The 23,904-nt window shown below is 63.7% G+C and carries 29 protein-coding genes; 23 read left to right on the top strand and 6 right to left on the bottom strand.

The features are described from left to right. Positions 1–46 precede the first annotated feature (46 nt). The 4 genes from Q4S45_RS12470 (at position 47) to Q4S45_RS12455 (ending at position 4,223) form a co-directional block, all read left to right on the top strand. The gene (locus Q4S45_RS12470) at positions 47–1,735 is read left to right on the top strand and encodes a methyl-accepting chemotaxis protein (protein ID WP_305504612.1); all 1,689 of its coding nucleotides are present in this window, start codon (positions 47–49) and stop codon (positions 1,733–1,735) included. 54 nt (positions 1,736–1,789) lie between these two features. After that, complete coding sequence (locus tag Q4S45_RS12465) at positions 1,790–2,374, top strand: tRNA-uridine aminocarboxypropyltransferase (protein WP_305504610.1); 585 nt, start codon at positions 1,790–1,792, stop codon at positions 2,372–2,374. Between the two features lie 83 nt (positions 2,375–2,457). Further along, positions 2,458–3,630: a PA0069 family radical SAM protein gene (locus tag Q4S45_RS12460; RefSeq protein ID WP_374046034.1), complete on the top strand. Its 1,173-nt coding sequence runs from the start codon at positions 2,458–2,460 to the stop codon at positions 3,628–3,630. Positions 3,631–3,704: 74 nt separating this feature from the next. Beyond that, positions 3,705–4,223, top strand: coding sequence for a hypothetical protein (locus Q4S45_RS12455; protein WP_305504608.1), 519 nt, complete (start codon positions 3,705–3,707; stop codon positions 4,221–4,223). Between the two features lie 10 nt (positions 4,224–4,233). On the opposite strand, the gene Q4S45_RS12450 is transcribed toward Q4S45_RS12455, so the two are convergent. Then, entirely contained in the window at positions 4,234–4,797 is a 564-nt protein-coding gene (locus Q4S45_RS12450) for a gamma-glutamylcyclotransferase (protein ID WP_305504606.1), read from the bottom strand. Between the two features lie 142 nt (positions 4,798–4,939). Here Q4S45_RS12450 and Q4S45_RS12445 point away from each other — a divergent pair, with 142 nt between their 5' ends. Genes Q4S45_RS12445 through maiA form a run of 3 tightly spaced genes read left to right on the top strand, consistent with a single transcriptional unit; the run spans position 4,940 to position 7,133 of the window. Beyond that, positions 4,940–5,482: a VOC family protein gene (locus tag Q4S45_RS12445; protein ID WP_305504604.1), complete on the top strand. Its 543-nt coding sequence runs from the start codon at positions 4,940–4,942 to the stop codon at positions 5,480–5,482. After that, positions 5,479–6,504: a fumarylacetoacetate hydrolase family protein gene (locus tag Q4S45_RS12440; protein WP_305504602.1), complete on the top strand. Its 1,026-nt coding sequence runs from the start codon at positions 5,479–5,481 to the stop codon at positions 6,502–6,504. The genes Q4S45_RS12445 and Q4S45_RS12440 overlap by 4 nt, the downstream gene beginning before the upstream one ends. Then, positions 6,501–7,133, top strand: a complete 633-nt coding sequence (gene maiA / locus Q4S45_RS12435) for a maleylacetoacetate isomerase (protein ID WP_305504600.1) — start codon at positions 6,501–6,503, stop codon at positions 7,131–7,133. The genes Q4S45_RS12440 and maiA overlap by 4 nt, the downstream gene beginning before the upstream one ends. A 143-nt stretch (positions 7,134–7,276) precedes the next feature. On the opposite strand, the gene Q4S45_RS12430 is transcribed toward maiA, so the two are convergent. Further along, complete coding sequence (locus Q4S45_RS12430; RefSeq protein WP_305512098.1) at positions 7,277–7,684, bottom strand: CBS domain-containing protein; 408 nt, start codon at positions 7,682–7,684, stop codon at positions 7,277–7,279. A 123-nt stretch (positions 7,685–7,807) separates the two neighbouring features. Between Q4S45_RS12430 and Q4S45_RS12425 the strand changes: the two genes are divergently transcribed. The 12 genes from Q4S45_RS12425 (at position 7,808) to Q4S45_RS12370 (ending at position 16,974) form a co-directional block, all read left to right on the top strand. Next, positions 7,808–8,572, top strand: a complete 765-nt coding sequence (locus Q4S45_RS12425) for a uracil-DNA glycosylase family protein (RefSeq protein ID WP_305504598.1) — start codon at positions 7,808–7,810, stop codon at positions 8,570–8,572. 141 nt (positions 8,573–8,713) lie between these two features. Then, positions 8,714–9,193, top strand: a complete 480-nt coding sequence (gene iscR, locus Q4S45_RS12420; protein WP_305504596.1) for a Fe-S cluster assembly transcriptional regulator IscR — start codon at positions 8,714–8,716, stop codon at positions 9,191–9,193. Between the two features lie 19 nt (positions 9,194–9,212). After that, complete coding sequence (locus Q4S45_RS12415) at positions 9,213–10,469, top strand: IscS subfamily cysteine desulfurase (protein WP_305504594.1); 1,257 nt, start codon at positions 9,213–9,215, stop codon at positions 10,467–10,469. Between the two features lie 27 nt (positions 10,470–10,496). Then, entirely contained in the window at positions 10,497–10,886 is a 390-nt protein-coding gene (iscU, locus tag Q4S45_RS12410) for a Fe-S cluster assembly scaffold IscU (RefSeq protein ID WP_305504592.1), read from the top strand. Positions 10,887–10,903: 17 nt separating this feature from the next. Continuing rightward, complete coding sequence (iscA, locus tag Q4S45_RS12405) at positions 10,904–11,227, top strand: iron-sulfur cluster assembly protein IscA (RefSeq protein WP_305504590.1); 324 nt, start codon at positions 10,904–10,906, stop codon at positions 11,225–11,227. A 5-nt stretch (positions 11,228–11,232) separates the two neighbouring features. Then, positions 11,233–11,748 (top strand): Fe-S protein assembly co-chaperone HscB, encoded by a 516-nt coding sequence (gene hscB, locus Q4S45_RS12400; RefSeq protein WP_305504588.1) that lies wholly within the window; start codon positions 11,233–11,235, stop codon positions 11,746–11,748. Positions 11,749–11,916: 168 nt separating this feature from the next. Then, positions 11,917–13,806, top strand: coding sequence for a Fe-S protein assembly chaperone HscA (gene hscA / locus Q4S45_RS12395; protein ID WP_305504586.1), 1,890 nt, complete (start codon positions 11,917–11,919; stop codon positions 13,804–13,806). Between the two features lie 27 nt (positions 13,807–13,833). Then, positions 13,834–14,175 (top strand): ISC system 2Fe-2S type ferredoxin, encoded by a 342-nt coding sequence (fdx, locus tag Q4S45_RS12390; RefSeq protein WP_305504584.1) that lies wholly within the window; start codon positions 13,834–13,836, stop codon positions 14,173–14,175. Between the two features lies 1 nt (position 14,176). Beyond that, positions 14,177–14,371 (top strand): Fe-S cluster assembly protein IscX, encoded by a 195-nt coding sequence (gene iscX, locus Q4S45_RS12385; RefSeq protein WP_305504582.1) that lies wholly within the window; start codon positions 14,177–14,179, stop codon positions 14,369–14,371. After that, a complete protein-coding gene (locus tag Q4S45_RS12380; protein ID WP_305504580.1) occupies positions 14,358–15,227 on the top strand; it encodes an SAM-dependent methyltransferase in 870 nt (289 codons plus the stop codon). The genes iscX and Q4S45_RS12380 overlap by 14 nt, the downstream gene beginning before the upstream one ends. 2 nt (positions 15,228–15,229) lie before the next feature. Then, positions 15,230–16,261 (top strand): low-specificity L-threonine aldolase, encoded by a 1,032-nt coding sequence (gene ltaE / locus Q4S45_RS12375; RefSeq protein ID WP_305504578.1) that lies wholly within the window; start codon positions 15,230–15,232, stop codon positions 16,259–16,261. Beyond that, positions 16,258–16,974: an rRNA pseudouridine synthase gene (locus Q4S45_RS12370; RefSeq protein WP_305504576.1), complete on the top strand. Its 717-nt coding sequence runs from the start codon at positions 16,258–16,260 to the stop codon at positions 16,972–16,974. The genes ltaE and Q4S45_RS12370 overlap by 4 nt, the downstream gene beginning before the upstream one ends. A gap of 73 nt (positions 16,975–17,047) precedes the next feature. On the opposite strand, the gene Q4S45_RS12365 is transcribed toward Q4S45_RS12370, so the two are convergent. From Q4S45_RS12365 to Q4S45_RS12350, 4 genes are read right to left on the bottom strand one after another with little or no spacing between them, the layout of a single operon-like run. Next, the gene (locus tag Q4S45_RS12365; protein WP_305504574.1) at positions 17,048–17,566 is read right to left on the bottom strand and encodes an RDD family protein; all 519 of its coding nucleotides are present in this window, start codon (positions 17,564–17,566) and stop codon (positions 17,048–17,050) included. Then, positions 17,556–18,227 (bottom strand): DUF3106 domain-containing protein, encoded by a 672-nt coding sequence (locus Q4S45_RS12360; RefSeq protein ID WP_305504572.1) that lies wholly within the window; start codon positions 18,225–18,227, stop codon positions 17,556–17,558. Before Q4S45_RS12360 ends, Q4S45_RS12365 begins: the two co-directional genes overlap by 11 nt. 19 nt (positions 18,228–18,246) lie before the next feature. Further along, positions 18,247–18,639, bottom strand: coding sequence for a DUF3619 family protein (locus Q4S45_RS12355; RefSeq protein ID WP_305504570.1), 393 nt, complete (start codon positions 18,637–18,639; stop codon positions 18,247–18,249). Further along, complete coding sequence (locus tag Q4S45_RS12350; protein WP_305504568.1) at positions 18,636–19,205, bottom strand: RNA polymerase sigma factor; 570 nt, start codon at positions 19,203–19,205, stop codon at positions 18,636–18,638. Before Q4S45_RS12350 ends, Q4S45_RS12355 begins: the two co-directional genes overlap by 4 nt. A gap of 477 nt (positions 19,206–19,682) precedes the next feature. Here Q4S45_RS12350 and Q4S45_RS12345 point away from each other — a divergent pair, with 477 nt between their 5' ends. The 4 genes from Q4S45_RS12345 to Q4S45_RS12330 all read left to right on the top strand — a co-directional run bounded on the left by Q4S45_RS12345 (position 19,683) and on the right by Q4S45_RS12330 (position 23,894). Continuing rightward, positions 19,683–21,410 (top strand): acetolactate synthase 3 catalytic subunit, encoded by a 1,728-nt coding sequence (locus Q4S45_RS12345; protein ID WP_305504566.1) that lies wholly within the window; start codon positions 19,683–19,685, stop codon positions 21,408–21,410. 1 nt (position 21,411) lies between these two features. Further along, the gene (gene ilvN, locus Q4S45_RS12340) at positions 21,412–21,903 is read left to right on the top strand and encodes an acetolactate synthase small subunit (RefSeq protein WP_305504565.1); all 492 of its coding nucleotides are present in this window, start codon (positions 21,412–21,414) and stop codon (positions 21,901–21,903) included. Between the two features lie 35 nt (positions 21,904–21,938). Further along, complete coding sequence (ilvC, locus tag Q4S45_RS12335) at positions 21,939–22,955, top strand: ketol-acid reductoisomerase (RefSeq protein ID WP_305504563.1); 1,017 nt, start codon at positions 21,939–21,941, stop codon at positions 22,953–22,955. Positions 22,956–23,153: 198 nt separating this feature from the next. Next, positions 23,154–23,894 carry an SIMPL domain-containing protein gene (locus Q4S45_RS12330; protein WP_305504561.1) on the top strand — a complete coding sequence of 247 codons (741 nt, stop codon included), beginning with the start codon at positions 23,154–23,156 and terminating at the stop codon, positions 23,892–23,894. Positions 23,895–23,904: the final 10 nt, after the last annotated feature.

Here is a 23,904-nt window from a genome sequence, read left to right as displayed (position 1 = left end):
GATTGCTGCTAGGATAGAATTTCCATTCAGCATTTTGATATCCGCTATGAAAAACATGAATATCGGTACCCGCCTGGCGCTGGGCTTTGCCATCGTGCTTTCCTTGCTCGTGGCGCTGAGCATGATCGCGGTCTGGCGCATGCAGACGGCGAGCGCGATGACCGACGACCTGATCGCCGAAAAAGTGCGCAACGAACGCCTGATCGACGAATGGCAGCAAGTTGTCGAAGTCAATGCTGCGCGCACCACCGCAGCCTGGCTTGCCGCCGACGCCGGCGAGCAGAAGGCGGTCGAAGACCAGATGAAAAAGTCGTCCGCGCGCGCCACCGAAGTGCAGAACTTCCTGGTCAAGGAGGTGGAGGATCCGGTCGGCAAGGCGCTGGTGGCCGATGTGCTGTCGACCCGCAGCGCCTACACCGCGGCGCGCGCACAGGTGTTCAAGCACAAGGCGGCCGGCGAGATCGACGCCGCCAGGGATATCTACAGCAAGGAAATGGTCGGCAAGCGCGAGGCCTATCTCGATGCGCTGGCCAAATTGTCGGTGGCGCAGCGCAAGCTGCTCGACGACACCGCCGCGCTGGTGTCGGCGCAATACCAGAGCGGACGCCGGCTGGTCCTGGCGCTGGGCGCGCTGGGCATCCTGATCGGCGCGGCCTGCGCCTGGCTGATCAGCCGTTCGATCACCGGGCCGATTTATGAAGCGGTGCGCGTCGCGCAAACCGTGTCGGCGGGCGACCTGACCAGCGAGATCGAAGTCACCAGCACCGACGAAACCGGCAAGCTGATGGCCGCTCTCAAAGCCATGAACGACAGCCTGGTCGGCATCGTCGGCCAGGTCCGCAGCGGCACCGAGACCATCAGCATGGCGTCGAGCGAAATCGCCAGCGGCAACATGGACCTGTCCTCGCGCACCGAAGAACAGGCCAGCTCGCTGGAGGAAACCGCCTCGTCGATGGAAGAGCTGACTTCGACCGTCAAGTTCAACGCCGACAATGCGCGCCAGGCCAACCAGCTGGCGATTGCTGCATCGACGGTGGCCACCAAGGGCGGCACGGTTGTCTCGGAAGTGGTGGCGACGATGGGCTCCATCAACGAGTCGTCGCGCAAGATCGTCGACATCATCAGCGTCATCGACGGCATCGCCTTCCAGACCAATATCCTCGCACTGAACGCCGCGGTGGAAGCGGCGCGCGCCGGCGAGCAGGGCCGCGGCTTCGCGGTCGTCGCATCGGAAGTGCGCAACCTGGCCCAGCGCAGCGCGGCGGCGGCCAAGGAGATCAAGACCCTGATCGGCGATTCGGTCGAAAAGGTCGACAACGGTTCGCGCCTGGTCGACCAGGCCGGCAAGACGATGGCCGAGGTGGTCGCCAGCATCGGCCGCGTGACCAGCATCATGAACGAAATCACCACCGCCAGCGACGAGCAGCGCGACGGCATCGAGCAGGTCAACCAGGCCATCACCCAGATGGACGCGGTCACCCAGCAGAACGCCGCGCTGGTAGAGGAGGCCGCTGCTGCCGCAGCGTCGATGCAGGAGCAGTCCGCGCGCCTGTCGGAAGTGGTCGGCGTGTTCAAGCTGAGCCAGCCGGCGGCCGCGTCCCGCATCGAAGCGCGCATCGCCAGCACGGCTAGGCCGGCGCTGCGCCACGTTGCCCGCCCCGCAGTGGTCCAGCCAGTGGCACGCAAACCGGCTCCCGCGATGGCCGTGGCCGACGAAGCCTGGGAGGAGTTCTAAGCGCTTCAGGGGGGCGGTTCTGCGGGCCTGCCCCCATTTTGTTATGCTGCGTCGATGACCCGTCCCACCTGTTCGACCTGCCTGCGTCCCCAAGCCACCTGCATCTGCCGCTGGATCGCCCCGACCGCCGCGCAGGTTGAAGTCCTGATCCTGCAGCATCCCCTCGAAGTCCACAACGCAAAAGGCAGCGCGCGCCTGCTGCACCTGAGCCTTCCCGGCAGCGTGATGGTCACCGGCGAAGCCTTCGACCCCGATGAACTGGCCGCACTGCTGTACGCGGGCGGCCGCAGTCCGGTCTTGTTGTATCCCGGCGCCGATCACCCCGCGGAAGTCTGCGCGCCGTCGAATTTGCGCCTGGTCGTGCTCGATGGCACTTGGCGCAAGAGCCGCAAGATGCTGCACCTGAACCCGCTGCTGCAAACCTTGCCGCGGCTCGCGCTGGAAGGCATGCCCGAGTCCCACTACCGCATCCGCAAGGCGCACGCGCCGAACCAGCTCTCCAGCATGGAAGCGACGGTGTATGCGCTGATGCGCCTCGAAGGCAGCGAAGCGCCGTTGGCCCCTTTGCTGGCGGCATTCGACGGCTTCGTTGACCAGCAGGCGTCGTATGCCAGCCGGGGTCTGGTCCCGCGGACCTGACCCCATTTTCGCGTGCGCCGCTTGAATTGTCGCTTCACCCGGCGTAACATACTGTATGTTTGTACAGTATTCAAGGTGCCGCGATGGCCGACAGGGACAGCGATAAGGATTTCGAAGGGCAGGTGATGCTGCCGCCGAAGCCGCTCGCGCCGCGAAAAGGGCGAGGCGCCGTCTCGAACGTGCAGGGCCGCTATGAAGTCAACGCCCGCGAAGATTTCGACGACGGCTGGGTCCATGACGAAGAAGACGGCGAAGGAAAACCCTTCAAAACCCAGGTTACCGACGAATACGCCAAGACCATCCTCAGCCGCAACGCCTCGCCCGACATTCCCTTCAACGTCTCGCTCAATCCGTACCGCGGCTGCGAGCATGGCTGCATCTACTGCTTCGCCCGCCCGACGCACAGCTACCTCGGCTTGTCGCCCGGCCTCGACTTCGAAACCCGCCTGTTCGCCAAGGTCAACGCGCCCGAACTGCTTCGGCGCGAACTCGCGCGACCGTCGTACGTGCCCGAATCGATCGCCCTCGGCGTCAACACCGACGCCTACCAGCCATGCGAACGCCAGCTGGGGCTCACGCGCCGCGTGCTCGAAGTGCTGCAGGAATGCGAACACCCGGTCGGGCTGATCACCAAGTCCTCGCTGATCGAGCGCGACATCGACATTCTCGCGCCGATGGCTGCCAAACGCCAGGCGATCGCGTCGATCACCATTACCACGCTCGACCCCGAAATTTCGCGCACGCTCGAGCCGCGCGCGGCGGCCCCCGCGCGCAGGCTGCGCACCATCCGCACGCTGACCGAAGCGGGCATCCCTGTCTGCGTCAGCGTGGCGCCGATCATCCCCTTCGTCACCGAGCCGGAACTGGAAAAAGTGCTGGAAGCGGCGCGCGACGCCGGCGCGATCGGCGCGCACTACGTGGTGCTGCGGCTGCCGTGGGAGGTCAATCCGCTGTTTCAGGAATGGCTGCAGGCGCATTTCCCGGACCGCGCCCAGCGCGTGATGAACCGCGTGCGCGAAATGCGCGGCGGCAAAGAGTACGACAGCGACTTCTCCAAGCGCATGCACGGGGAGGGCGTCTGGGCCGACCTGATCCGCCAGCGTTTCACCAAGACCGTGAAGAAGCTAGGCATCGCCGGTGTCAACCAACAGCGCTTCGAAAAGCTCGATTTTTCCCGATTCAAGCGCCCGCAGGTGGTGCCGCCGGCGGCCGGCAAGCAAACCGGCAACGCCACCGGCCAGCTCGACCTGTTCTAAGGAAGGGGCTGGTCCTGTGCCCCCCGAGTCCGTTGTGCTAATCTGGCAATGTTCTTAACGAATTGAGCGAACGAATGACCTTCAGGAATCTGGCGATCGCACTCGCCACGTCAAGCGCATTGGCCGGCGTCACGCCGCCCGCCAGCGCCGCGGACTGGACCTTGCGCTTCGATGGCGTGGGCCCGCTGAAAATCGGCATGACGTTCGTCCAGGCCAACGCGCAATTGCAGAGGCGCTTGAGGCGCACACCCGATGACCTGCGGGCCAGCGAATTCTGCGACTATCTGGAGACGCCGGGACATCCGGGGATCAACCTGATGTTCGTCAACGACAAACTGGCGCGCGTCGATGTGTCGCGCACCGGCGCCCGCATTAGGGGCGGAGTAGTAATCGGTGGCGACGAAAGTTCGCTGCTGCCGGCGTATTCCTCCGCCACGAAAGCCCCGGGCGCCTATGACGCATCGGAAACCGAGTGGACCTTGCCTTCACCCGACGGACGGATGGCAATTCGAATCACCACTGCCGCCCACCACATTGCCGGCGCCGTCGGCGGTGATGCGAAATCGGTAGGCTACATCGAGGAGTGCAACTGAGCCGATCCATTCACTCGAAATCGGCAAGATGGCGCTCAATGGCGAACACGTGTTCGTCGTCCTTGCCGAGCGCGCGCAGTGCTTCCGCCAGCCCGACCAGGTAATCGCGATTGCGCCCGCTCGGTCCCGCCGAGGTGGCGATCTGGCGCGCGATGTCGCGCTCCGGCGCTTCGCCCAGGAACGCCGCGTTGTCTTCGGTGGCGATATAGACCAGTCCTTCCTCGCTGCCGCCCTCGTCGAACGATATCTCGATCGCCAGCCGCAGGTAGCCGTTTTTTTCGCGATGGTCCAGATGGGCGAATTCCTCCGGCGTGACCAGGTACGCCATCCCCGCGCACACCGCGCCCGGTTCCGGCGCCAGTGTGACCACGCGCCCCGGCGCCTCCGCTGTGCCGCGATGATCGTGCGAGCCTTGCCAGAAGCGCCGCGTCCAGCCGGAGATACTGGCCGGCCGCCGCTCGATGAAAGGGAAGTCGGCCTTGAAGATCAGCGAGCCGTAGCCGAACAGCCAGACCTGGTGGTGGCCGTCGAATTTGTCCATCTGCTGGTTGATCGCGATGGTGTTGTGTGACATGGGAGGAATCCGCGAAATCGAGCCCCGATTATAGCTTTCAAAATGGGGTCAGGTCCGCAGGACCAGACCCCGACTGGCGTGTGACGGCTTGTACGATTGCCAGTTTTGCACTCTAATGTCGGTATATACAGAGGAGCACACAATGCACATCCAGAAAATACATCACGTCGCCTACCGGTGCATCGATGCCAAGCAGACCGTCGAATGGTACGGAAAATATCTGAACATGGGCTTCATCCTGGCCATCGCCGAGGATCAGGTGCCGTCCACCGGCGCGCCCGACCCCTACATGCACGTCTTCCTGGACGCCGGCGCCGGCAACGTGCTGGCCTTCTTCGAACTGCCCAACCAGAGCGCGATGGGCCGCGACGAAAACACCCCGGCCTGGGTCCAGCACCTGGCGATGGAAGTGGGCTCGATGGACGAACTGCTGGCCGCCAAGGAGCGCCTGCAAGCAGACGGCATTGAAGTCATCGGTCCGACCAACCACACCATCTTCAAGTCGATCTACTTCTTCGACCCGAACGGCCACCGCCTCGAACTGGCTGTCAACACAGGCACGCCCGACATGATGCAAAAGCTCGACGCCGTGAAGTGGGACATGCTCAACGAGTGGGCCCAGACCCGCAAGGCGCCGAAGCACGCCGCATGGATGCACGCCCCCCAGCCGGAGGTGCAGGCATGAAGCTCGCAACCTTGAAAAACAATACCCGTGACGGCGTGCTGGTCGTCGTCAGCCGCGACCTGGTCACCTGCCAGCGCGTGCCCAAGATCGCCTACACCATGCAGTTCGCGCTCGATAACTGGGACGCGGTCTCGCCGCGCCTGCGCAACATCTACAACGATCTGAACGACGGCACCGCGCTGGCTGCGGAACCCTTCGTCGAATCGATGTGCCACTCGCCGCTGCCGCGCGCCTACCAGTGGGCCGACGGCTCGGCCTACATCAACCACGTCGAACTGGTGCGCAAGGCGCGCAACGCCGACGTGCCGGCCTCGTTCTATACCGATCCGCTGATGTACCAGGGCGGCTCCGACTCCTTCATCGGCCCATGGGACCCGATCTACGCGCTCGATGAAGCGTGGGGCATCGACCTCGAAGCCGAAGTGGCGGTCATCACCGGCGACGTCGAGATGGGCGCGACCGTGGAGCAGTGCGCCGACGCGATCAAGCTCGTCATGCTGGTCAACGACGTCTCGCTGCGCAACCTGATCCCCGGCGAACTGGCCAAAGGCTTCGGCTTCTACCAGTCGAAGGCGGCCAGCGCGTTTTCGCCGGTGGCGGTCACGCCTGATGAACTGGGCGACGCGTGGAAGGACAGCAAACTGTCGCTGCCGCTGGTGGTGACGCTGAACGAACTCCCGTTCGGCAAGCCGAATGCGGGCGAGGACATGACCTTCAACTTCGCCCAGCTGGTAGCGCACGCCGCGAAGACGCGCGAACTCGCGGCCGGCACCATCATCGGCTCGGGCACCGTGTCGAACAAGCAGGGCGGCCTGTACGGATCGAGTATCGAGCATGGCGGCGTGGGCTACTGCTGCCTGGCTGAAGTGCGCATGTACGAGACGATCGAGAAGGGCGCGCCGACCACGCCGTTCCTCAAGTTCGGCGACAACGTGCGCATCGAAATGATGGACAAGGACGGCGCCAGCATCTTCGGCGCCATCGACCAGGAAGTGGCCCACTACCACGGTCGCACGAAATGAAGCTGCACACCTACTTCCGCAGTTCGGCTGCGTACCGGGTGCGCATTGCGCTGAACCTCAAAGGGCTGCCGTACGACGCCGTACCCGTCCACCTGGTGAAAAGCGAGCACCAGTCGCCCGGGTACCGCGCGATGAATCCAAGCGCACTGGTGCCGACCTTCGAAGACGAGGGCGCGACGATCACGCAGTCGATGGCGATCATCGAGTACCTGGAAGAGACGCATCCGCAAGTGCCGCTGTTGCCGCGCGATGCGCTGGGGCGTGCGCGGGTGCGCGAGCTGGCGATGATGATCGGGTGCGACATCCATCCGGTCAACAACCTGCGCGTGCTGCGCTACCTGGTGCGCACGCTTGGCATCGACGACGACGCGAAGAACGCGTGGTACCGGCACTGGATTGAGGAAGGGTTCGGCGCCCTGGAGGCGCAGCTGGCGCGCGGGGCGGGGCGCTTCTGCGTTGGCGACACGCCGACGATCGCAGACTGCTTCCTGGCGCCGCAGGTGTACAACGCGCAGCGCTTCGACATCGACCTGGCGCCGTATCCGACCATCGTACGCATCAACGACACGTGTTCGATGCTGCCGGCCTTCGTCGCCGCGCATCCGGCGCAGCAACCGGACGCTGAATAGAAAACTCACGCGGCGGCGACAAACATGGGGTCAGGTCCCGCGGACCTGACCCCGCCCTTGTCGCCGGCGCTTGCGAAGTCCGAAGTCTACTGCCGGCACCAAAGGTCCGTCGCCTGGTTCCGCGGACCTGACCCTATCCTGTCTTATTGCTGCTGTCCGCCCGGCGCCGAAATCTCGCCCAGCGCCTTGTCGGTCTGGGTCTTCGCCTTCACCGCCATGTCGCCCAGCGACACAATGCCAACCATCTGGTGCGACGCCTGGTCGATCACCGGCACGCGTCGAATCTGCACGTCGCCCATCTCGGCCAGCACCTCTTCGACGGTCTGGTTGGCTTTGCAAGTGCGCACATCCGTGCTCATCACGTCGCCGATGCGCGTGCTCGGCGCGAGCCCGGCCGCCGTGGCGCGGATGGTGATGTCGCGGTCCGTGATCATGCCGACCAGCTTGCTGCCGTCGCAGACGGGAATGGCGCCCACGTCGTGCTGCTTCATCAATTCCGCAGCGTGACGCACAGTTTCGTCAGGCGAAACACTTTTTACATTCTTGGTCATTACGTCTTGAATAGTTTGCATCTCAACCTCCATACTGTGGGAAGCGAGATGATGCCTTTTTTTCAAGAAATTCGACGCATGATTGAAATGGTAAAATCCGGGCTTTCCCCAGCAACACCCGCCATGCCCGCCAATTCCATTCCGCCGCAGATCCTGGACGCGCTGACGCTTGCCCATCCCAGCTGGCGCCCAATCCTGCTGAAGGGCCTCGACGCCGTCGCGAAGGCCAACCCGGACTACCTTCCCGCGCTAGCCGCCGACCACTACCTTCCCACCGAAAACCGCCTGTTCGCCGCCTTCGCGCTGCCGCTGGGCGACGTACGCTTCGTGCTGGTGGGCGAGGGCCCGTATCCGCGCGCCGAAAGCGCCACCGGCGTGTGCTTCATGGACGGCGCGGTGGGCGAGCTGTGGTGCGACAACGGCCTGTCCAAGCCGGTCAACCGCGCCACCTCGCTGCGCAACTTCATGAAGATGCTGCTCGTGGCCGACGGCCAATTACAGGCCGACCAGACCAGCGGCGCTGCGATGGCCCCGGTCGCCGCGAGCGCGAAGGAAAACGGCTCGATCCAGACCTTGGCACAGCTGCAGGACAACATGACCCGCCACGGCTTCCTCCTGCTCAACGCGGCCCTGGTGTTCCGCAAGCACGTGCCGCCCCCGGTCGAGGCGCGCGCCTGGCTGCCCTTCCTGCAGACGGTCCTGGCCGCTCTGGAAGGCACCGGCGCCAAGCTGGTGTTATGGGGGAAAATCGCCGAACAGCTGAAAAAGCTGCCGGAATGCGCGAACCTCGAGCAACTGTGCTCCGAGCATCCGTACAACTTGTCATTCATTACGCATGAAGGAATGCAGGGCCTGTTCGGCCCGATGCGCCTGCTGCGCGCCCGCTAGCGGAAACCGGGGTCTCCAAGACAAGACCTGTCGATTTTGGTATACTTGACTAAATCGTTCAACTAATCAGGCCATATGCAGTGCAGCAAAGGCTGATTGAACGAAGGCAATATTTTACCATTTGTTGACCCCGGGGTTGAGATGCGTCTGACCACTAAAGGCCGTTTTGCAGTTACCGCGATGATCGATCTTGCCCTGCGTTCGGGCAAGGGCCCCGTCACGCTGTCGGGCATCAGCCAGCGCCAGGCGATCTCGCTGTCCTACCTCGAACAGCTGTTCGGCAAGCTGCGCCGCCACGAGATCGTCGAATCGATCCGCGGCCCGGGCGGCGGCTACAGTCTGGCGCGCAAGGCCGACAAGGTGACGGTGGCCGACATCATCATCGCTGTCGACGAGCCGCTCGACGCGACCCAGTGCGGCGGCAAGGAAACCTGCCACGGCGCCGACGCCGCCACCGGAACGCGCTGCATGACCCACGATCTGTGGGCCACGCTCAACGAAAAGATGGTCGATTACCTCGACTCGGTCTCCCTGCAAGACCTGGTCGACCAGCAGAAGCACAAGAATTCGGAACAAGTCGTGGTGCTGCACCGCAACGCCGCCGCCGTTGGACAAGATTGAAGCATATTGGAGTGATTTGATGAACGCGCCTTTGGACAAAAACCTCGAGCACACTTTCGTGACCGCTCCGCATTTCCCGATCTACATGGATTATTCGGCCACCACGCCGATCGATCCGCGCGTGGCCGACAAGATGATTCCCTACCTGCGCGAGCAGTTCGGCAATCCGGCCTCGCGCAGTCACATGTACGGCTGGACCGCGGAAGCGGCCGTCGAGGAAGCGCGCGCCGAAGTGGCGAAACTGGTCGGCGCCGACCCGCGCGAAATCATCTGGACCTCGGGCGCGACCGAAAGCAACAACCTCGCGCTCAAGGGCGCCGCGCAGTTCTACAAGACTAAAGGCAAGCACATCATCACGGTCAAGACCGAGCACAAGTCGGTGCTCGACACCGTGCGCGAACTCGAGCGCGTCGGCTTCGAAGCGACCTACCTCGAACCGCAGGACAACGGCCTGATCACCATCGCCCAGCTCGAAGCGGCAATCCGCCCGGATACCATCCTCGTGTCGGTCATGCTGGTCAATAACGAGATCGGCGTGATCCAGCCGATCGACGAAATCGGCGCGCTGTGCCGCTCGAAGGGCATCATCTTCCATTGCGACGCCGCGCAGGCGACCGGCAAGGTCAAGATCGACCTGGCCAACAGCAAGGTCGACCTGATGACCTTCACCGCGCACAAGACCTACGGCCCGAAAGGCGTGGGCGCCCTGTACGTGCGCCGCAAGCCGCGCGTGCGCCTGGAAGCGCAGATGCACGGCGGCGGCCATGAGCGCGGCCTGCGCTCGGGCACGCTGCCGACCCACCAGATCGTCGGCATGGGCGAAGCCTTCCGCATCGCACGCGAAGAGATGGACACCGAAATCGTCCGCATCAAGGCGCTGCGCGACCGCCTGGCCAAGGGCCTGCAGGAAATCGAAGAGGTCTACATCAACGGCGACATGGAACACCGCGTGCCGCACAACCTGAACGTGAGCTTCAACTACGTCGAAGGCGAGTCCCTGATCATGGCGATCAAGGGCCTGGCCGTGTCGTCCGGTTCGGCCTGCACCTCGGCCAGCCTGGAACCATCGTACGTGCTGCGCGCCCTGGGCCGCAGCGACGAACTGGCGCACAGCTCGATCCGCTTTACCATCGGCCGTTTCACGACCGAAGCCGACATCGATTTCGCGGTGGACCTGCTCAAGTCGAAGGTCCACAAACTGCGCGAACTGTCGCCCCTGTGGGATATGTTCAAAGAAGGCATCGACATCGCGTCGATCCAATGGGCAGCCCACTAACACCGTATTCAAATTAGGAGCATCACCATGGCATATTCGGACAAAGTGTTGGACCACTACGAAAATCCACGTAACGTCGGCGCCTTCGACAAGGGCGACGAAACCATCGGCACCGGCATGGTCGGCGCGCCGGCCTGCGGCGACGTCATGAAACTGCAGATCAAGGTCGGCGCCGATGGCCTGATCGAAGACGCGAAGTTCAAGACCTACGGCTGCGGTTCGGCCATCGCATCGAGCTCGCTGGTGACCGAATGGGTCAAGGGCAAGACGCTGGACCAGGCGCTGTCGATCAAGAACACCGAAATCGCCGAAGAACTGGCGCTGCCGCCGGTGAAGATCCACTGCTCGATCCTCGCCGAAGACGCGATCAAGGCTGCCGTGCTGGACTACAAGACCAAGCACCCGACCGCCGCCTGAGAGGGCTGGAGGAATACATGGCAATCACACTGACCGAAAAAGCGGCGAAGCACATCAACCGCTACATCGAGCGCCGCGGCAAGGGCATCGGCCTGCGCTTCGGCGTGCGCACGACCGGCTGCTCCGGTCTCGCGTACAAGCTTGAGTACGTCGATGAATCGGCCGCCGAAGACCAGGTCTTCGAGTCGCATGGCGTGAAGGTCTTCGTCGACCCGAAAAGCCTGCCGTACATCGACGGCACCGAGCTCGATTTCACCCGCGAAGGGCTGAACGAAGGCTTCCGCTTCAACAATCCGCAGGTCAAGGACGAATGCGGCTGCGGCGAAAGCTTCCGTATCTGACCGCAATGCAGAACCACTTCGACCTGTTCCACCTGCCGGCGCGCTTTTCGATCGACATGGGCGCGCTCGACGCGGCCTATCGCGACGTGCAGGGGCAGGTGCACCCGGACCGCTTCATCAACGCGACCGACGCCGAAAAGCGTGTCGCGATGCAGTGGGCCACGCGCGCCAATGAGGCCTACCAGACGCTGAAGAACCCGCAAAAGCGCGCGCGCTATCTGTGCGAGATCAACGGCGTCGATTTGCAGACGGAATCGAACACGGCGATGCCGATGGACTTCCTGATGCAGCAGATGGAATGGCGCGAAGCGCTGGGCGAGGCGAGGGCGGAGAAGAACGTCGAAGCACTCGATGCGCTCGATGAGCAGGTCAAGCAGGAGCGCAAGTCGCGGCTGGCGCAGGTGGGCCATGAACTCGACGCGGGCAATTTCGAGCCGGCCGCGCAAACGGTGCGAGCGCTCATGTTCCTCGACAAATTCGGCGAAGAAGTCCACTACGCCTTCGAGGCGATTGACGCCTAAGTGAACGCACATTCAGCATGGGCTCTTGCCTGCGCAGGAGCGACGGTCTAACGGCCGCCGGCTGAAAAACCGTCGTTCCTGCGCAGGCAGGAACCCATACTGAGCATCCAAAGCCGCAACAGACTATTTGCCGTCGCCCCGAAAAATAATAAAGACAGATCAAAACCTATGGCCTTACTCCAAATCTCCGAACCCGGCATGTCCACCGCGCCCCACCAGCACCGGCTGGCGGTCGGCATCGACCTGGGCACCACCAACTCGCTGGTCGCCACGGTCCGCAGCGGCATCCCCGAGGTCCTGAGCGATGAAGACGGCCGCCCGCTGCTGCCGTCGGTGGTGCGCTACCTGGCCAACGGCCACGCCAACATCGGCTACAAGGCGCAGGCGCACCAGACCACCGACCCGAAGAACACCGTGGTTTCGGTCAAGCGCTTCATGGGCCGCGGCCTGGCCGACATCGCCCACGCCGAAAACCTGCCCTACGATTTCCAGGATGCGCCCGGCATGGTGCAGCTGCGCACCGTCGCCGGCGTGAAAAGCCCGGTCGAGATTTCGGCCCAGATCCTCGCCACGCTGCGCCAGCGCGCCGAAGACTCGCTCGGCGACGAGCTGGTTGGCGCCGTCATCACCGTGCCGGCCTACTTCGACGACGCCCAGCGCCAGGCCACCAAGGACGCGGCCCAGCTGGCCGGCCTGAACGTGCTGCGCCTGCTGTCCGAGCCGACCGCCGCTGCGATCGCCTACGGCCTCGATCACGGCTCCGAAGGCATCTACGCGGTCTACGACCTGGGCGGCGGCACCTTCGACATTTCCATCCTCAAGCTGTCCAAGGGCGTGTTCGAAGTGCTGTCCACGGGCGGCGACTCCGCGCTCGGCGGCGACGACTTCGATCATCGCCTGTTCTGCTGGATCACCGAGCACGCCAAGCTGGCGCCGCTGTCCGACGAGGACACCGCAATCCTGATGGTGAAAGCGCGCCAGGCCAAGGAGCTGCTGTCGACCAATGGCTTCACCACCGTCGACGCGATCCTCAACTCCGGCGAAATCGTTCACCTGCAAGTGACCGCCGAGGACTTCGCCGATATGACGAAGCACCTGGTCGCCAAGACCATGAACGCGATCAAGAAGGCCATGCGCGACGCCTCGGTGTCGGTGGACGACGTCGATGGCGTGGTGATGGTCGGCGGCGCCACGCGCATGCCGCACGTGCGCCGCGCGGTCAGCGAATTTTTCAAGACCATCCCGCACGCGAACATCGACCCGGACAAGGTCGTCGCGCTGGGCGCCGCCATCCAGGCCAACCTGCTGGCCGGTAACCGCGCCGCCGGCGACGACTGGCTGCTGCTCGACGTGACTCCGCTGTCGCTCGGCATCGAGACGATGGGCGGACTGGTCGAGAAGATCATCCCGCGCAATTCGACGATCCCGTGCGCGCGCGCCCAGGAGTTCACCACCTTCAAGGACGGCCAGACCGCACTGTCGGTGCACGTGATGCAGGGCGAGCGCGAGCTGGTGTCCGACTGCCGCTCGCTGGCGAAATTCGAATTGCGCGGCATTCCGCCGATGGTCGCGGGCGCCGCGCGCATCCGCATCACCTACCAGGTCGATGCCGACGGTCTGCTGTCGGTGTCGGCGCGTGAAACGCGCTCCGGCGTGGAAGCGCACATCACGGTCAAACCGTCGTACGGCCTGGCCGACGACGAAGTGGCGCGCATGCTGCAGGACTCGTACAGCTCGGCCAAGGACGACATGGTCATGCGCGCGCTTCGCGAAGAGCAGGTCGAGGCCGAGCGCATCCTGCTGGCCACGCAGTCGGCGCTGGACACCGACGCCGCCCTGCTGACCGAAGCCGAAATGGCCGACATCGCCAAGCTGATGGACGCGGTGCGCGAAGCCGTGAAGGCGACCACCGGCCAGCCGGCCGACGTGCCGGCCGCCCAGGCTGCGCTGCACGCCGCGGTGGACGCGCTGGCGCACGGCACCGAGGAATTTGCCTCGCGCCGCATGGACCAGAGCGTGCGCAGCGCGCTGGCCGGCAAAACGCTCGACGAAGTCTGAATCCCGAATATTTAAAAGGTAAATCCCGTGCCGCAAATCGTCATTCTTCCCCATCCTGTTTTCTGCCCTGATGGCGCCGTCCTCGAGGCGCCGAAAGGCAAATCGGTCTGCGACGTCCTGCTCGAGAACGACATCGACATCGAACACGCCTGCGACCGCGTCTGCGCCTGCACCACCTGCCACGTGCTGGTGCGCGAGGGCTACGACTCGCTCAACGAGCCGGAAGAAAAAGAAGAAGACATGCTCGACAAGGCCTGGGGCCTCGAAGCCGTGTCGCGCCTGTCGTGCCAGGCAATCGTCGACTCCGAAGACTTGGTCGTCGAGATCCCGAAATACACGATCAACCACGCCGCCGAAAAGAACCATTGACATGAAATGGAGTGACATCTCGGCGATCGCCGAAGCGCTGTACGACAAATATCCGGATACCGATCCGGCGCAGATCCGTTTCGTCGACCTGCACAACAAGGTCGTCGATCTGGACGGCTTCGACGACGACCACACCCGTGGCGGCGAGAAGGTGTTGGAAGCAATCCAGGCGGCGTGGATCGATGAAGCGCGCTGACCCGAAAGCGATCGAGCTGCCGCCGGAAGTGCGTCCCGGCCAGTCGGTCGCGCTGCTGCATGAACTGCACATCCTCACGCGCGACGGCAAGCTCAATCAGGACAGCCGCCGCAAGCTCAAGCAGGTCTATCACCTGGTGCAGTTCATCGAGCCCCTGATCCGCGAGATCCAGCAGGACCATCCGGACGTGTCGCTGGTCGACCACGGCGCCGGCAAGTCCTACCTGGGCTTCATCCTGTACGACCTGTTCTTCAAGAACCTGCCGGGCGGCTCGCACATCTACGGCATCGAAACGCGCGAGGAACTGGTCGCCAAGTCGGAAGAGCTGGCCAAGCGACTCGACTTTCCCGGCATGTCCTTCCTGCCGCTGTCGGTGGCCGAGTCCACCACGTCGAGCCAGCTGCCGGACCGCATCGACATCGTCACGGCGCTCCACGCCTGCAACACGGCGACCGACGACGCCATCGACTTCGCGCTGAAGAAGAAGGCGAAGTTCATGGTGCTGGTGCCGTGCTGCCAGGCCGAAGTCGCGACCGTCCTGAAAAAGAACAAGGGCAAGGACCTGGGCCGCAGCGCGCTCACCGAAATCTGGCGCCACCCGCTGCACACGCGCGAATTCGGCAGCCAGGTGACCAACGTACTGCGCTGCCTGCAGCTCGAAGCGCACGGCTACCAGGTCAACGTGACCGAACTGGTGGGCTGGGAGCACTCGATGAAAAATGAGCTGATCATCGCCAGCTACAAAAACCTGCCGCGCAAGCGCCCGAGCGAGCGCCTGCAGGAAGTCCTGTCCACGCTGGGCCTCGAAGAAATGGGCCAGCGTTTCTATACCGAACAACTGACCACGGCACAATGACCATGAGCGAACACTGGATCGACCTGCGCAGCGACACCGTCACCCAACCGTCGGACGCAATGCGCGCCGCGATGGAAGCGGCGCCCGTCGGCGACGACGTCTACGGCGACGACCCGACCGTCAACCGCCTGCAGGACACCGCGGCGCAGATGTTCGGCTACGAAGCCGGCCTGTTCGCGCCGTCCGGCACGCAGAGCAACCTGATCGCGCTGCTGGTGCACTGCGCGCGCGGCGACGAGTACCTGGTCGGCCAGGAAGCGCACACTTACAAGTACGAAGGCGGCGGCGCCGCGGTTCTGGGCAGCATCCAGCCGCAGCCGATCGCCAACCAGCCAGACGGCTCGATCGCGCTGGTCGACATCGCCGCCTACATCAAGCCGGACGACATGCACTTCGCGCGCACCCGCCTGCTGGCGCTGGAGAACACCATCGGCGGCCGTGTGCTCGGCCAGGAGTACATGGCGCAGGCGACGTCGTTTGCGCACGAGCGCGGCCTGGCCACGCACCTCGACGGCGCGCGCATCTGCAATGCGGCCGTCAAGCAGGGCATCAGCCTGCGCGACGCGGTCAAGGGATTCGATACCGTGTCGGTGTGCCTGTCCAAGGGCCTCGGCGCGCCGGTCGGCTCCGTGCTGCTCGGGCCGAAGGCCTTCATCGAGCAGGGCAAGCGCTGGCGCAAGATGCTGGGCGGCGGCATGCGCCAGGCCGGCATCCTCGCCGCGGCCGGCCTGTACGCGCTCGAGCACAACGTCGAGCGCCTGGCCGACGACCACGCCAATTCGGCGCGGCTGTCCGCCGGCCTGAAAGAGATCGAAGGCCTGAAGGTCGCCACGCCGCAAACCAACATCTTCTACGTCGAAGTGCCACCGGCGGCGGTGGACGAGTTGCGCGAGACGCTCACGCGCGAGCGCATCCGCGCCACCGTCGGCCAGCACACGCGCCTGGTCACCCACATCAACATCAGCGCCGCCGATGTCGAAAAAGTGATCGCCGTATTCACCGCATTTTTCAAAGACTGGCGCTCCAAGCAATGACCGATAACACAATCCGCCTCGCCAAGCGCGTCGCCGAAATGGTGCCGTGCTCGCGCGCCGAAGCGGACAAATACATCGCCGGAGGCTGGGTCATCGTCGATGGCGCGGTGGTCGAGGAGGCGGGCGCCCGCGTGGCGGACGAGCAGGAAGTGGTGCTGCATCCGGACGCCACGCTGCTCGATCTGGCGCCAGTGACGATCCTGCTGAACAAGCCGGCGGGCGTGGATGCGGAAGAGGCGGTGAAGCTGCTGTCGGCCGAGACCTTGCTGCCGGCCGATCACGGCAACCAGCGCTTCCTCAAGCGTCACCTGGCCCACCTGACCCTGGCGACGCCGCTCGACGCCAAGGCCAGCGGACTGGTGGTGTACACGCAGGACTTCCGCGTGGCGCGCAAGCTGGTCACCGAGGGCGTTCGCGTCGAGCAGGAGTTCATCGTCGAAGTGGCGGGCGATATCCGCGAAGGCGGGCTGGCGCTGCTCAATCATGGGCTCTCGTTCAACGGCAAGGAGATCCCGCCGATGAAGGCCAGCTGGCAGAACGAGACGCGCCTGCGGTTTGCGGGCAAGGGCATCAAGCCGGGGCAGCTGCTGCACATGTGCCGGATGGTGGGACTGAATATTGTGTCGACGCGGCGGATTCGCGTGGGCCGGATTTCGATGGCCAGCCTGCCGGTGGGGCAGTGGCGCTATCTGCACGAGTACGAGCGCTTCTAAGCACGCTCGGTATGGGTTCCTGCCTTCGCAGGAACGACAACCTTGAAACCGTCGCTCCTGCGAAGGCAGGAGCCTATACTGAATTAGCGTTAGCCTTCGGCAGCTGAATCAGCCGCGTCCCCGCAACCTTATCGTGCAAGAACTGCCGGTCCTTGTCGAGGAACGCCGTCAGTCCCCACGCCACGGCGCCGATGGCAATCGCGCTCCCCACCTGTCCGGTGGTCTTCAGCCCGAACACGTAGCACACCACCAGCGCCGGCAGGAACCATCCCCACGCCATCAGGTAGCGGATCGCCGCCGCGCGCAGTGGCACCTTCGCGTATCCCAGCTTGACCACCTTGATGCGCCAGGTCTTCATGGCCAGCGTATGCCCGCTGCCCGACCACGCGTGGATGAAGTACGCCGCGGCCACCAGGAAGAACACGGCGTTGCGGCCGTGGTCGATCGCCGGCGTGTGCTGCAGGCGCGTCGCGACGAGATAAATGAAGATTGCCAAGGCCTCCACTGCGGTCAGCAGGAAGGCTTCATATACCATGGAGATCAGACGGCGTTTGACGGTGGGCGTGGCGATCGGCGGCTTGCTATTTGACATTTGGCGCTGGTGCGGCCGGCGAACCCGGCGGTGGAGTGGCCGGCGCGGCGACGCACGGCGGCGTCGAGGCGGCAGTATTGATCATGGTGCCGGCCGGGCAGGCAGCTGCCGGCGGCACCGAACGCTTGATCGGCGCGACCGTCTTTGCGCCCGCCTGCGCCGGCGGCGGCAGGTTGGTCAGCTGCTTCTTGGTGCGCGCGGCGGCCGCTTCGGCGGCGAGCTTTTGCTTCTGTTCTTCCGGCAGCTGCTGATATTTTTCCCACTGCTCGGACTTCTGCGTTGCATCGATCCGCTTGGCGCGCGTGTAGTTCTCGCGCACCAGGCGGCGCTGCTCGGGAGTCATCTGGACCCACTCGCGCATTTTTTCGTGCATGCGGGCCTGCTCATCCGGCTTCATCGAGGAAAAGCGGTTGGCGATTTCCAGCCACTTGTGCTTGCGCACGCCTTCCATCTTGTCCCATTCAACGGCCAGCGGCTCGAGCGCGACTTTCTGCGCGGGCGACAGGCTCGCCCACAGCGGCTTGTCGAGCGCTTTCGCTGGAGCCGTCTTGACGGCGGCAGCAGGGGCGGGGGACGGGGCGGCGACTGGCGCCTGGGCGCCGGCGAACGAGGCGACGGTGGCGGCCAGCGCGAACACGGCCGCCGATTTCAAAGAGGACATCAACAAATCGCGCGCCACCTTATTGACCGCGCTGCGCCAGGTAGGCGTTGAAACCGTGATCCAGGTAGGCGGTCAGGGGCAGTTCGTCGGACAGCACGGCGGCATCGAGTTCGGCGATTTCGGCGATATGCTTCTCTTCTTCGTATTGGTACACGCCCGCCAGGCCGGCCACCAGGGCCAGCAGCGGGATCACCACGCCGGCGCGGCCGAGCGAGGAAAACGAGAAGAACGAACCGATATTGCCGGCCAGGACGCGCTGGGATACCTTGACGGGCGCGTGCGCCTTTTTGCGGGAAACGGCCAGCTTGCGGGCCGAAGCGAGGCGATCGGCCGTCGATGCCGGCAGATTGTCCAGGTTGTCGTTGAGCGCATGGCGTACTTTGTACGCGAAATTGATGTCGTCGGTATTCATAATTTTAATCCCTTGGCTTTCAGCGATTCGGCGAGGGTATGGGTCGCCCGCGAACAGTGTGTCTTGACGCTGCCTTCTGAACACCCCATCGCTTCGGCCGTTTCAGCCACGTCCATGTCCTGCCAATAACGCATAAGGAACGCTTCCCGTTGACGCGCGGGCAGTTTTTGTACCTCCGCCTCGATCAGGGCCAGGGTCTGCTGGCGCTCGACCTGGTCCGCGCTCGACTCCGCGGCGGCCGATCCTTCCTCCGCTTCATGCGATTCGAGTATATCAAAGTCGTCATCGTCGTTATCGCGCCGGCCCATGCCCGAGAACAGGCTGACCCAGGTGTTGCGCACCTTCTCGCGCCGGAAGAAATCGAGGATGGTGTTCTGCAAAATCCGCTGGAACAGCATCGGCAATTCGGCCGCCGGCTTGTCGCCATATTTTTCGGCAAGCTTGATCATCGCGTCCTGCACGATGTCGAGAGCGGCCTCGTCCTTGCGCACGGCGTACACGGCCTGCTTGAAAGCACGCCGCTCGACATGTTCGAGGAAGTCGGATAATTCTTTGTCTGTGGCCATGCTGGACGGGGAAGGGCGTCTTTACGCCAATAATGCTTCAGTGAAAAACTGAGGCATCCTAGCAAATAACGGGCCGTTTTGCTTGCTTTTCGCGCCATTCCGGCGCCCGGGTGGCATTTTCGCTAATTTGGTCCTTGACCAAAATGGTGCAACGCAGTAAGGTGAGGAACGCTTTGACATCCCGAAGCTCTATGGTCAGGTCGTGACCGGCACACAAGGCCAACATCGACATGACGCGCTTTCATATGTAGGCAGTTTGCTCTGACCCGTGCCACAAGCACGAGAGGTTCGCTCAATCGCTACAGAAACTCACGCCAAACGAGTTGCGCCCAGCGCCGGTTTGTAACGACCCTACGGTGTCGTGAAAGATCGCCGTGACCGCAGAGAGAAGGGAAGCCTGAGCACTGTCGCGCAACGCGAATTTCGTTAGGAAAGAGCATCCGATCACCTCCCAATGGGTCTTGAAAGGAATGTATCATGAACAACGAAGCAGCAGCTCCCATCACGGGCGCTGAGATAGTCGTCCGCTGCCTGGCGGAAGAAGGCGTCAAGCACGTCTTCGGCTACCCCGGTGGCGCAGTGCTGTACATCTACGACGCCATCTTCAAGCAGGACAAATTCCAGCACATCCTGGTCCGCCACGAACAGGCCGCTATCCATGCCGCCGACGCGTATTCACGCAGCTCCAACACGGTCGGCGTCGCCCTCGTCACGTCCGGCCCGGGCGTCACCAATGCCGTCACCGGCCTGTCGACCGCCTACATGGACTCGATCCCGATGGTCGTCATCTCGGGCCAGGTGCCGAGCCACGCGATCGGCCAGGACGCGTTCCAGGAGTGCGACACGGTCGGCATCACCCGCCCGGTGGTCAAGCACAACTTCCTGGTCAAGGACGTCAAGGACCTGGCCGCGACGATCAAGAAGGCCTTCTTCATCGCCCGCACCGGCCGGCCCGGCCCCGTGCTGGTCGATATCCCGAAGGACATCAGCATGCACAAGTGCGCCTACGACTATCCGAAGGATATCGAGATGCGCTCGTACAAGCCGGTCGACAAGGGCCACTCGGGCCAGATCCGCAAGGCGGTCCAGCTGCTGCTGCAGGCCGAGCGGCCGATGATCTACGCCGGCGGCGGCGTCATTCTGGCCAACGCGGCGCCCGAACTGAACAAGCTGGTCGACAAGCTGGGCTTCCCGGTCACCAATACGCTGATGGGACTGGGCGGCTACCGCTCCTCGTCCGACAAGTGGGTCGGCATGCCCGGCATGCACGGCACCTACGAAGCGAACATGGCGATGCAGCACTGCGACGTATTGATCGCGATCGGCGCTCGCTTCGACGACCGCGTGATCGGCAACCCCAAGCACTTCGCCTCGCACCCGCGCAAGATCATCCACGTCGACATCGACCCGTCGTCGATTTCCAAGCGCGTCAAGGTCGACATTCCGATCGTGGGCAACGTCAAGGACGTGCTGATCGAATTCCTCGCGCAGCTCGACGCCGCCGAAGCGAAGCCGAATGCGGCGCCGCTGATGGACTGGTGGAAGCAGATCGGCGAATGGCGCGCGCGCGACTGCCTGAAATTCCAGGACTCCGACCTGGTCATCAAGCCGCAGTCGGTGGTGCAGAAGCTGTGGGAAGTCACCAAGGGCGACGCCTTCATCACGTCCGACGTCGGCCAGCACCAGATGTGGGCTGCGCAGTACTACCCGTTCGACAAGCCGCGCCGCTGGCTCAATTCCGGCGGCCTGGGCACGATGGGCGTCGGCCTGCCGTACGCGATGGGCGTGCAGATGGCCAATCCCGGCGCCACCGTCGCCTGCATCACCGGCGAAGGCTCGATCCAGATGAACATCCAGGAGCTCGCGACCTGCAAGCAGTACAACCTGACGCCGAAGATCATCCTGCTCAATAACCGCTCGCTCGGCATGGTGCGCCAATGGCAGCAGATCGACTACGGCGGCCGCTATTCGGAGTCGTACATGGACTCGCTGCCGGACTTCTCGATGCTGGCCGAATCGTTCGGCCACGTCGGCATGAAGATCGAAAAGCCGGGCGACGTCGAAGGCGCCTTGAAGGAGGCGTTCGCGATGAAGGACCGGCTGGTATTCATGAACTTCATCACCGACCAGGCCGAAAACGTCTGGCCGATGGTCAAGGCGGGCAAGGGCCTGTCCGAAATGCTGCTCGGATCGGAGGACCTCTAACATGCGCCATATTATTTCCGTCCTGCTGGAAAACGAAGCCGGCGCCCTGTCGCGCGTGGTCGGCCTGTTCTCGGCCCGCGGCTACAACATCGAAACGCTGACGGTGGCGCCGACTGAAGACGCTACGCTCTCGCGCATGACCATCGTCACCAGCGGCTCCGATGACATCATCGAGCAGATCACCAAGCATTTGAACCGGCTGATCGAAGTGGTGAAGGTGGTGGACCTGACCGAAGGCCAGCACATCGAGCGTGAGCTCATGCTGATCAAGGTGCGCGCGGTCGGCAAGGAGCGCGAAGAGATGAAGCGCACCGCGGACATCTTCCGCGGCCGCGTGATCGACGTGACCGAGAAGACCTACACGATCGAACTGACTGGCGCGAAGAGCAAGCTCGATGCCTTCATCGACTCGATCGACCGCGCCTCGATTCTGGAAACGGTGCGCACCGGCGGCTCGGGCATCGGCCGCGGCGAACGCATCCTCAAAGTATAAGCAGCATCCACCCAATACAACCTACAGGACATATCATGAAAGTTTTTTACGACAAAGACTGCGACCTCTTCCTCGTCAAAGGCAAGAACGTCGCCATCATCGGCTACGGCTCGCAGGGCCACGCGCACGCGCAGAACCTGAACGACTCGGGCGTGAACGTCACCGTCGGCCTGCGCAAGGGCGGCGCCTCGTGGAACAAGGTGGAGCAAGCCGGCCTGAAGGTCGCCGAGGTCAATGACGCCATCAAGGCCGCCGACATCATCATGATCCTCCTGCCGGACGAGAACATCGCCCAGGTCTATAACGAGAACGTGGCGCCGAACGCCAAGCAGGGCGCGGTGCTGGCCTTCGCGCACGGCTTCAACGTTCACTACGGCCAGGTCGTGCCGCGCGCCGACCTCGACGTGATCATGATCGCGCCGAAAGCGCCGGGCCACACCGTGCGCGGCACCTACGCGGCCGGCGGCGGCGTGCCGCACCTGGTCGCGGTCTACCAGGACAAGTCCGGCTCGGCGCGCGACATCGCGCTGTCGTACGCGATGGCCAACGGCGGCGGCCGCGCCGGCATCATCGAGACCAACTTCCGCGAAGAGACCGAGACCGACCTGTTCGGCGAGCAGGCCGTGTTGTGCGGCGGCGCGGTCGAATTGATCAAGGCCGGCTTCGAGACCCTGACTGAAGCGGGCTACGCGCCGGAGATGGCGTACTTCGAGTGCCTGCACGAGTTGAAGCTGATCGTCGACCTGATCTACGAGGGCGGCATCGCCAACATGAACTACTCGATCTCCAACAACGCGGAGTACGGCGAGTACGTGACGGGACCGAAGATCGTGACCGAAGCGACCAAGGACGCGATGCGCCAGTGTCTGAAGGACATCCAGACCGGCGAATACGCCAAGAGCTTCATCCTGGAGAACAAGGCCGGCGCCCCGACGCTGATCTCGCGCCGCCGCTTGAACGCGGAGCACCAGATCGAGCAGGTGGGTGGCAAGCTGCGCGCGATGATGCCGTGGATCGCCAAGAACAAGCTGGTGGACCAGTCGAAGAACTAGCATTAAAGGTTGTCGTCCCTGCGAAGGCAGGGACCCATGCTGAAGATGCTTCGCCGGATCGCCCGCTCAGCATGAGCCCCTGCCTTCGCAGGGGCGACGGCGATAAAAATTTGCAACTTTTCATGACAACCGCGCGCCCGGCCGCGTTTTCCGGTTATCTTCCCTGATATTGATTTGCCAACCCAGGGAGAACCAACTATGTCGCTACCAAAACTGATCATCGCCGCCACCTTCGTCCTGGCATCCCAGGCCTACGCCCAATCGACCAGCGGCACCCTGGTCGTGGTGCCGGCGTTCGGCGAGGTCAAGCACGCCAACGACCAGGCCACCATGACCTTCGGCGTGGAGGAGCAGGACAAGGACAAGGCGGCGGCCGCCTCCCGCGTCAACCAGAAAATCAAGCAGGGCCTCGAGATCCTGCGCCGCGAAGACCCGCAGGCCACCATCAAGACCCAGGGCTACTACACTTACCCCGTTTATCCCGAGCGCCGGCCGCTGGCCGACGGCACGATGCCGAAGCTGCTGCCGACTGGCTGGCGGGTCGGCAATTACGTCGAAATGAAAACGACCAACCTGGGCGGCTTGCCGAAGACCGTGGCCGCCGGTCAGAAGGTCCTCGCACTGAACAACCTGCAGTTTGGCCTGTCGCCGGCCACCACGAAAAAGCTCGACGACCAGCGCATCGCAGCCACCTACCAGAATCTGAACGAACGGATCGCTTCGATAGCCGCGGCGATGGGCCGCAAGCCGGGCGACGCGGTGCTCGACACCGTCGACTTCGAAGGGTCGGGCAATTACGTTAATCGGGTGGAAGTGGCGGGTTCGGCTCCGCAGATGATGGCGCGCGCCAAAATGGCGGAAGACGTCGCCGAGCCATCCTTCGAGCCGGGCGAAACCACCTTGCAGATGCGCCTCGTGGGAAAGGTGAAATTCAAGTAAGACTGTGCGT

This window comes from Massilia sp. R2A-15 (assembly GCF_030704305.1).
Lineage (GTDB): Bacteria > Pseudomonadota > Gammaproteobacteria > Burkholderiales > Burkholderiaceae_D > JAFCUW01.
Note: the sequence above shows the minus strand (reverse complement) of the source record. Positions and strands in the feature narration are given on the sequence as shown.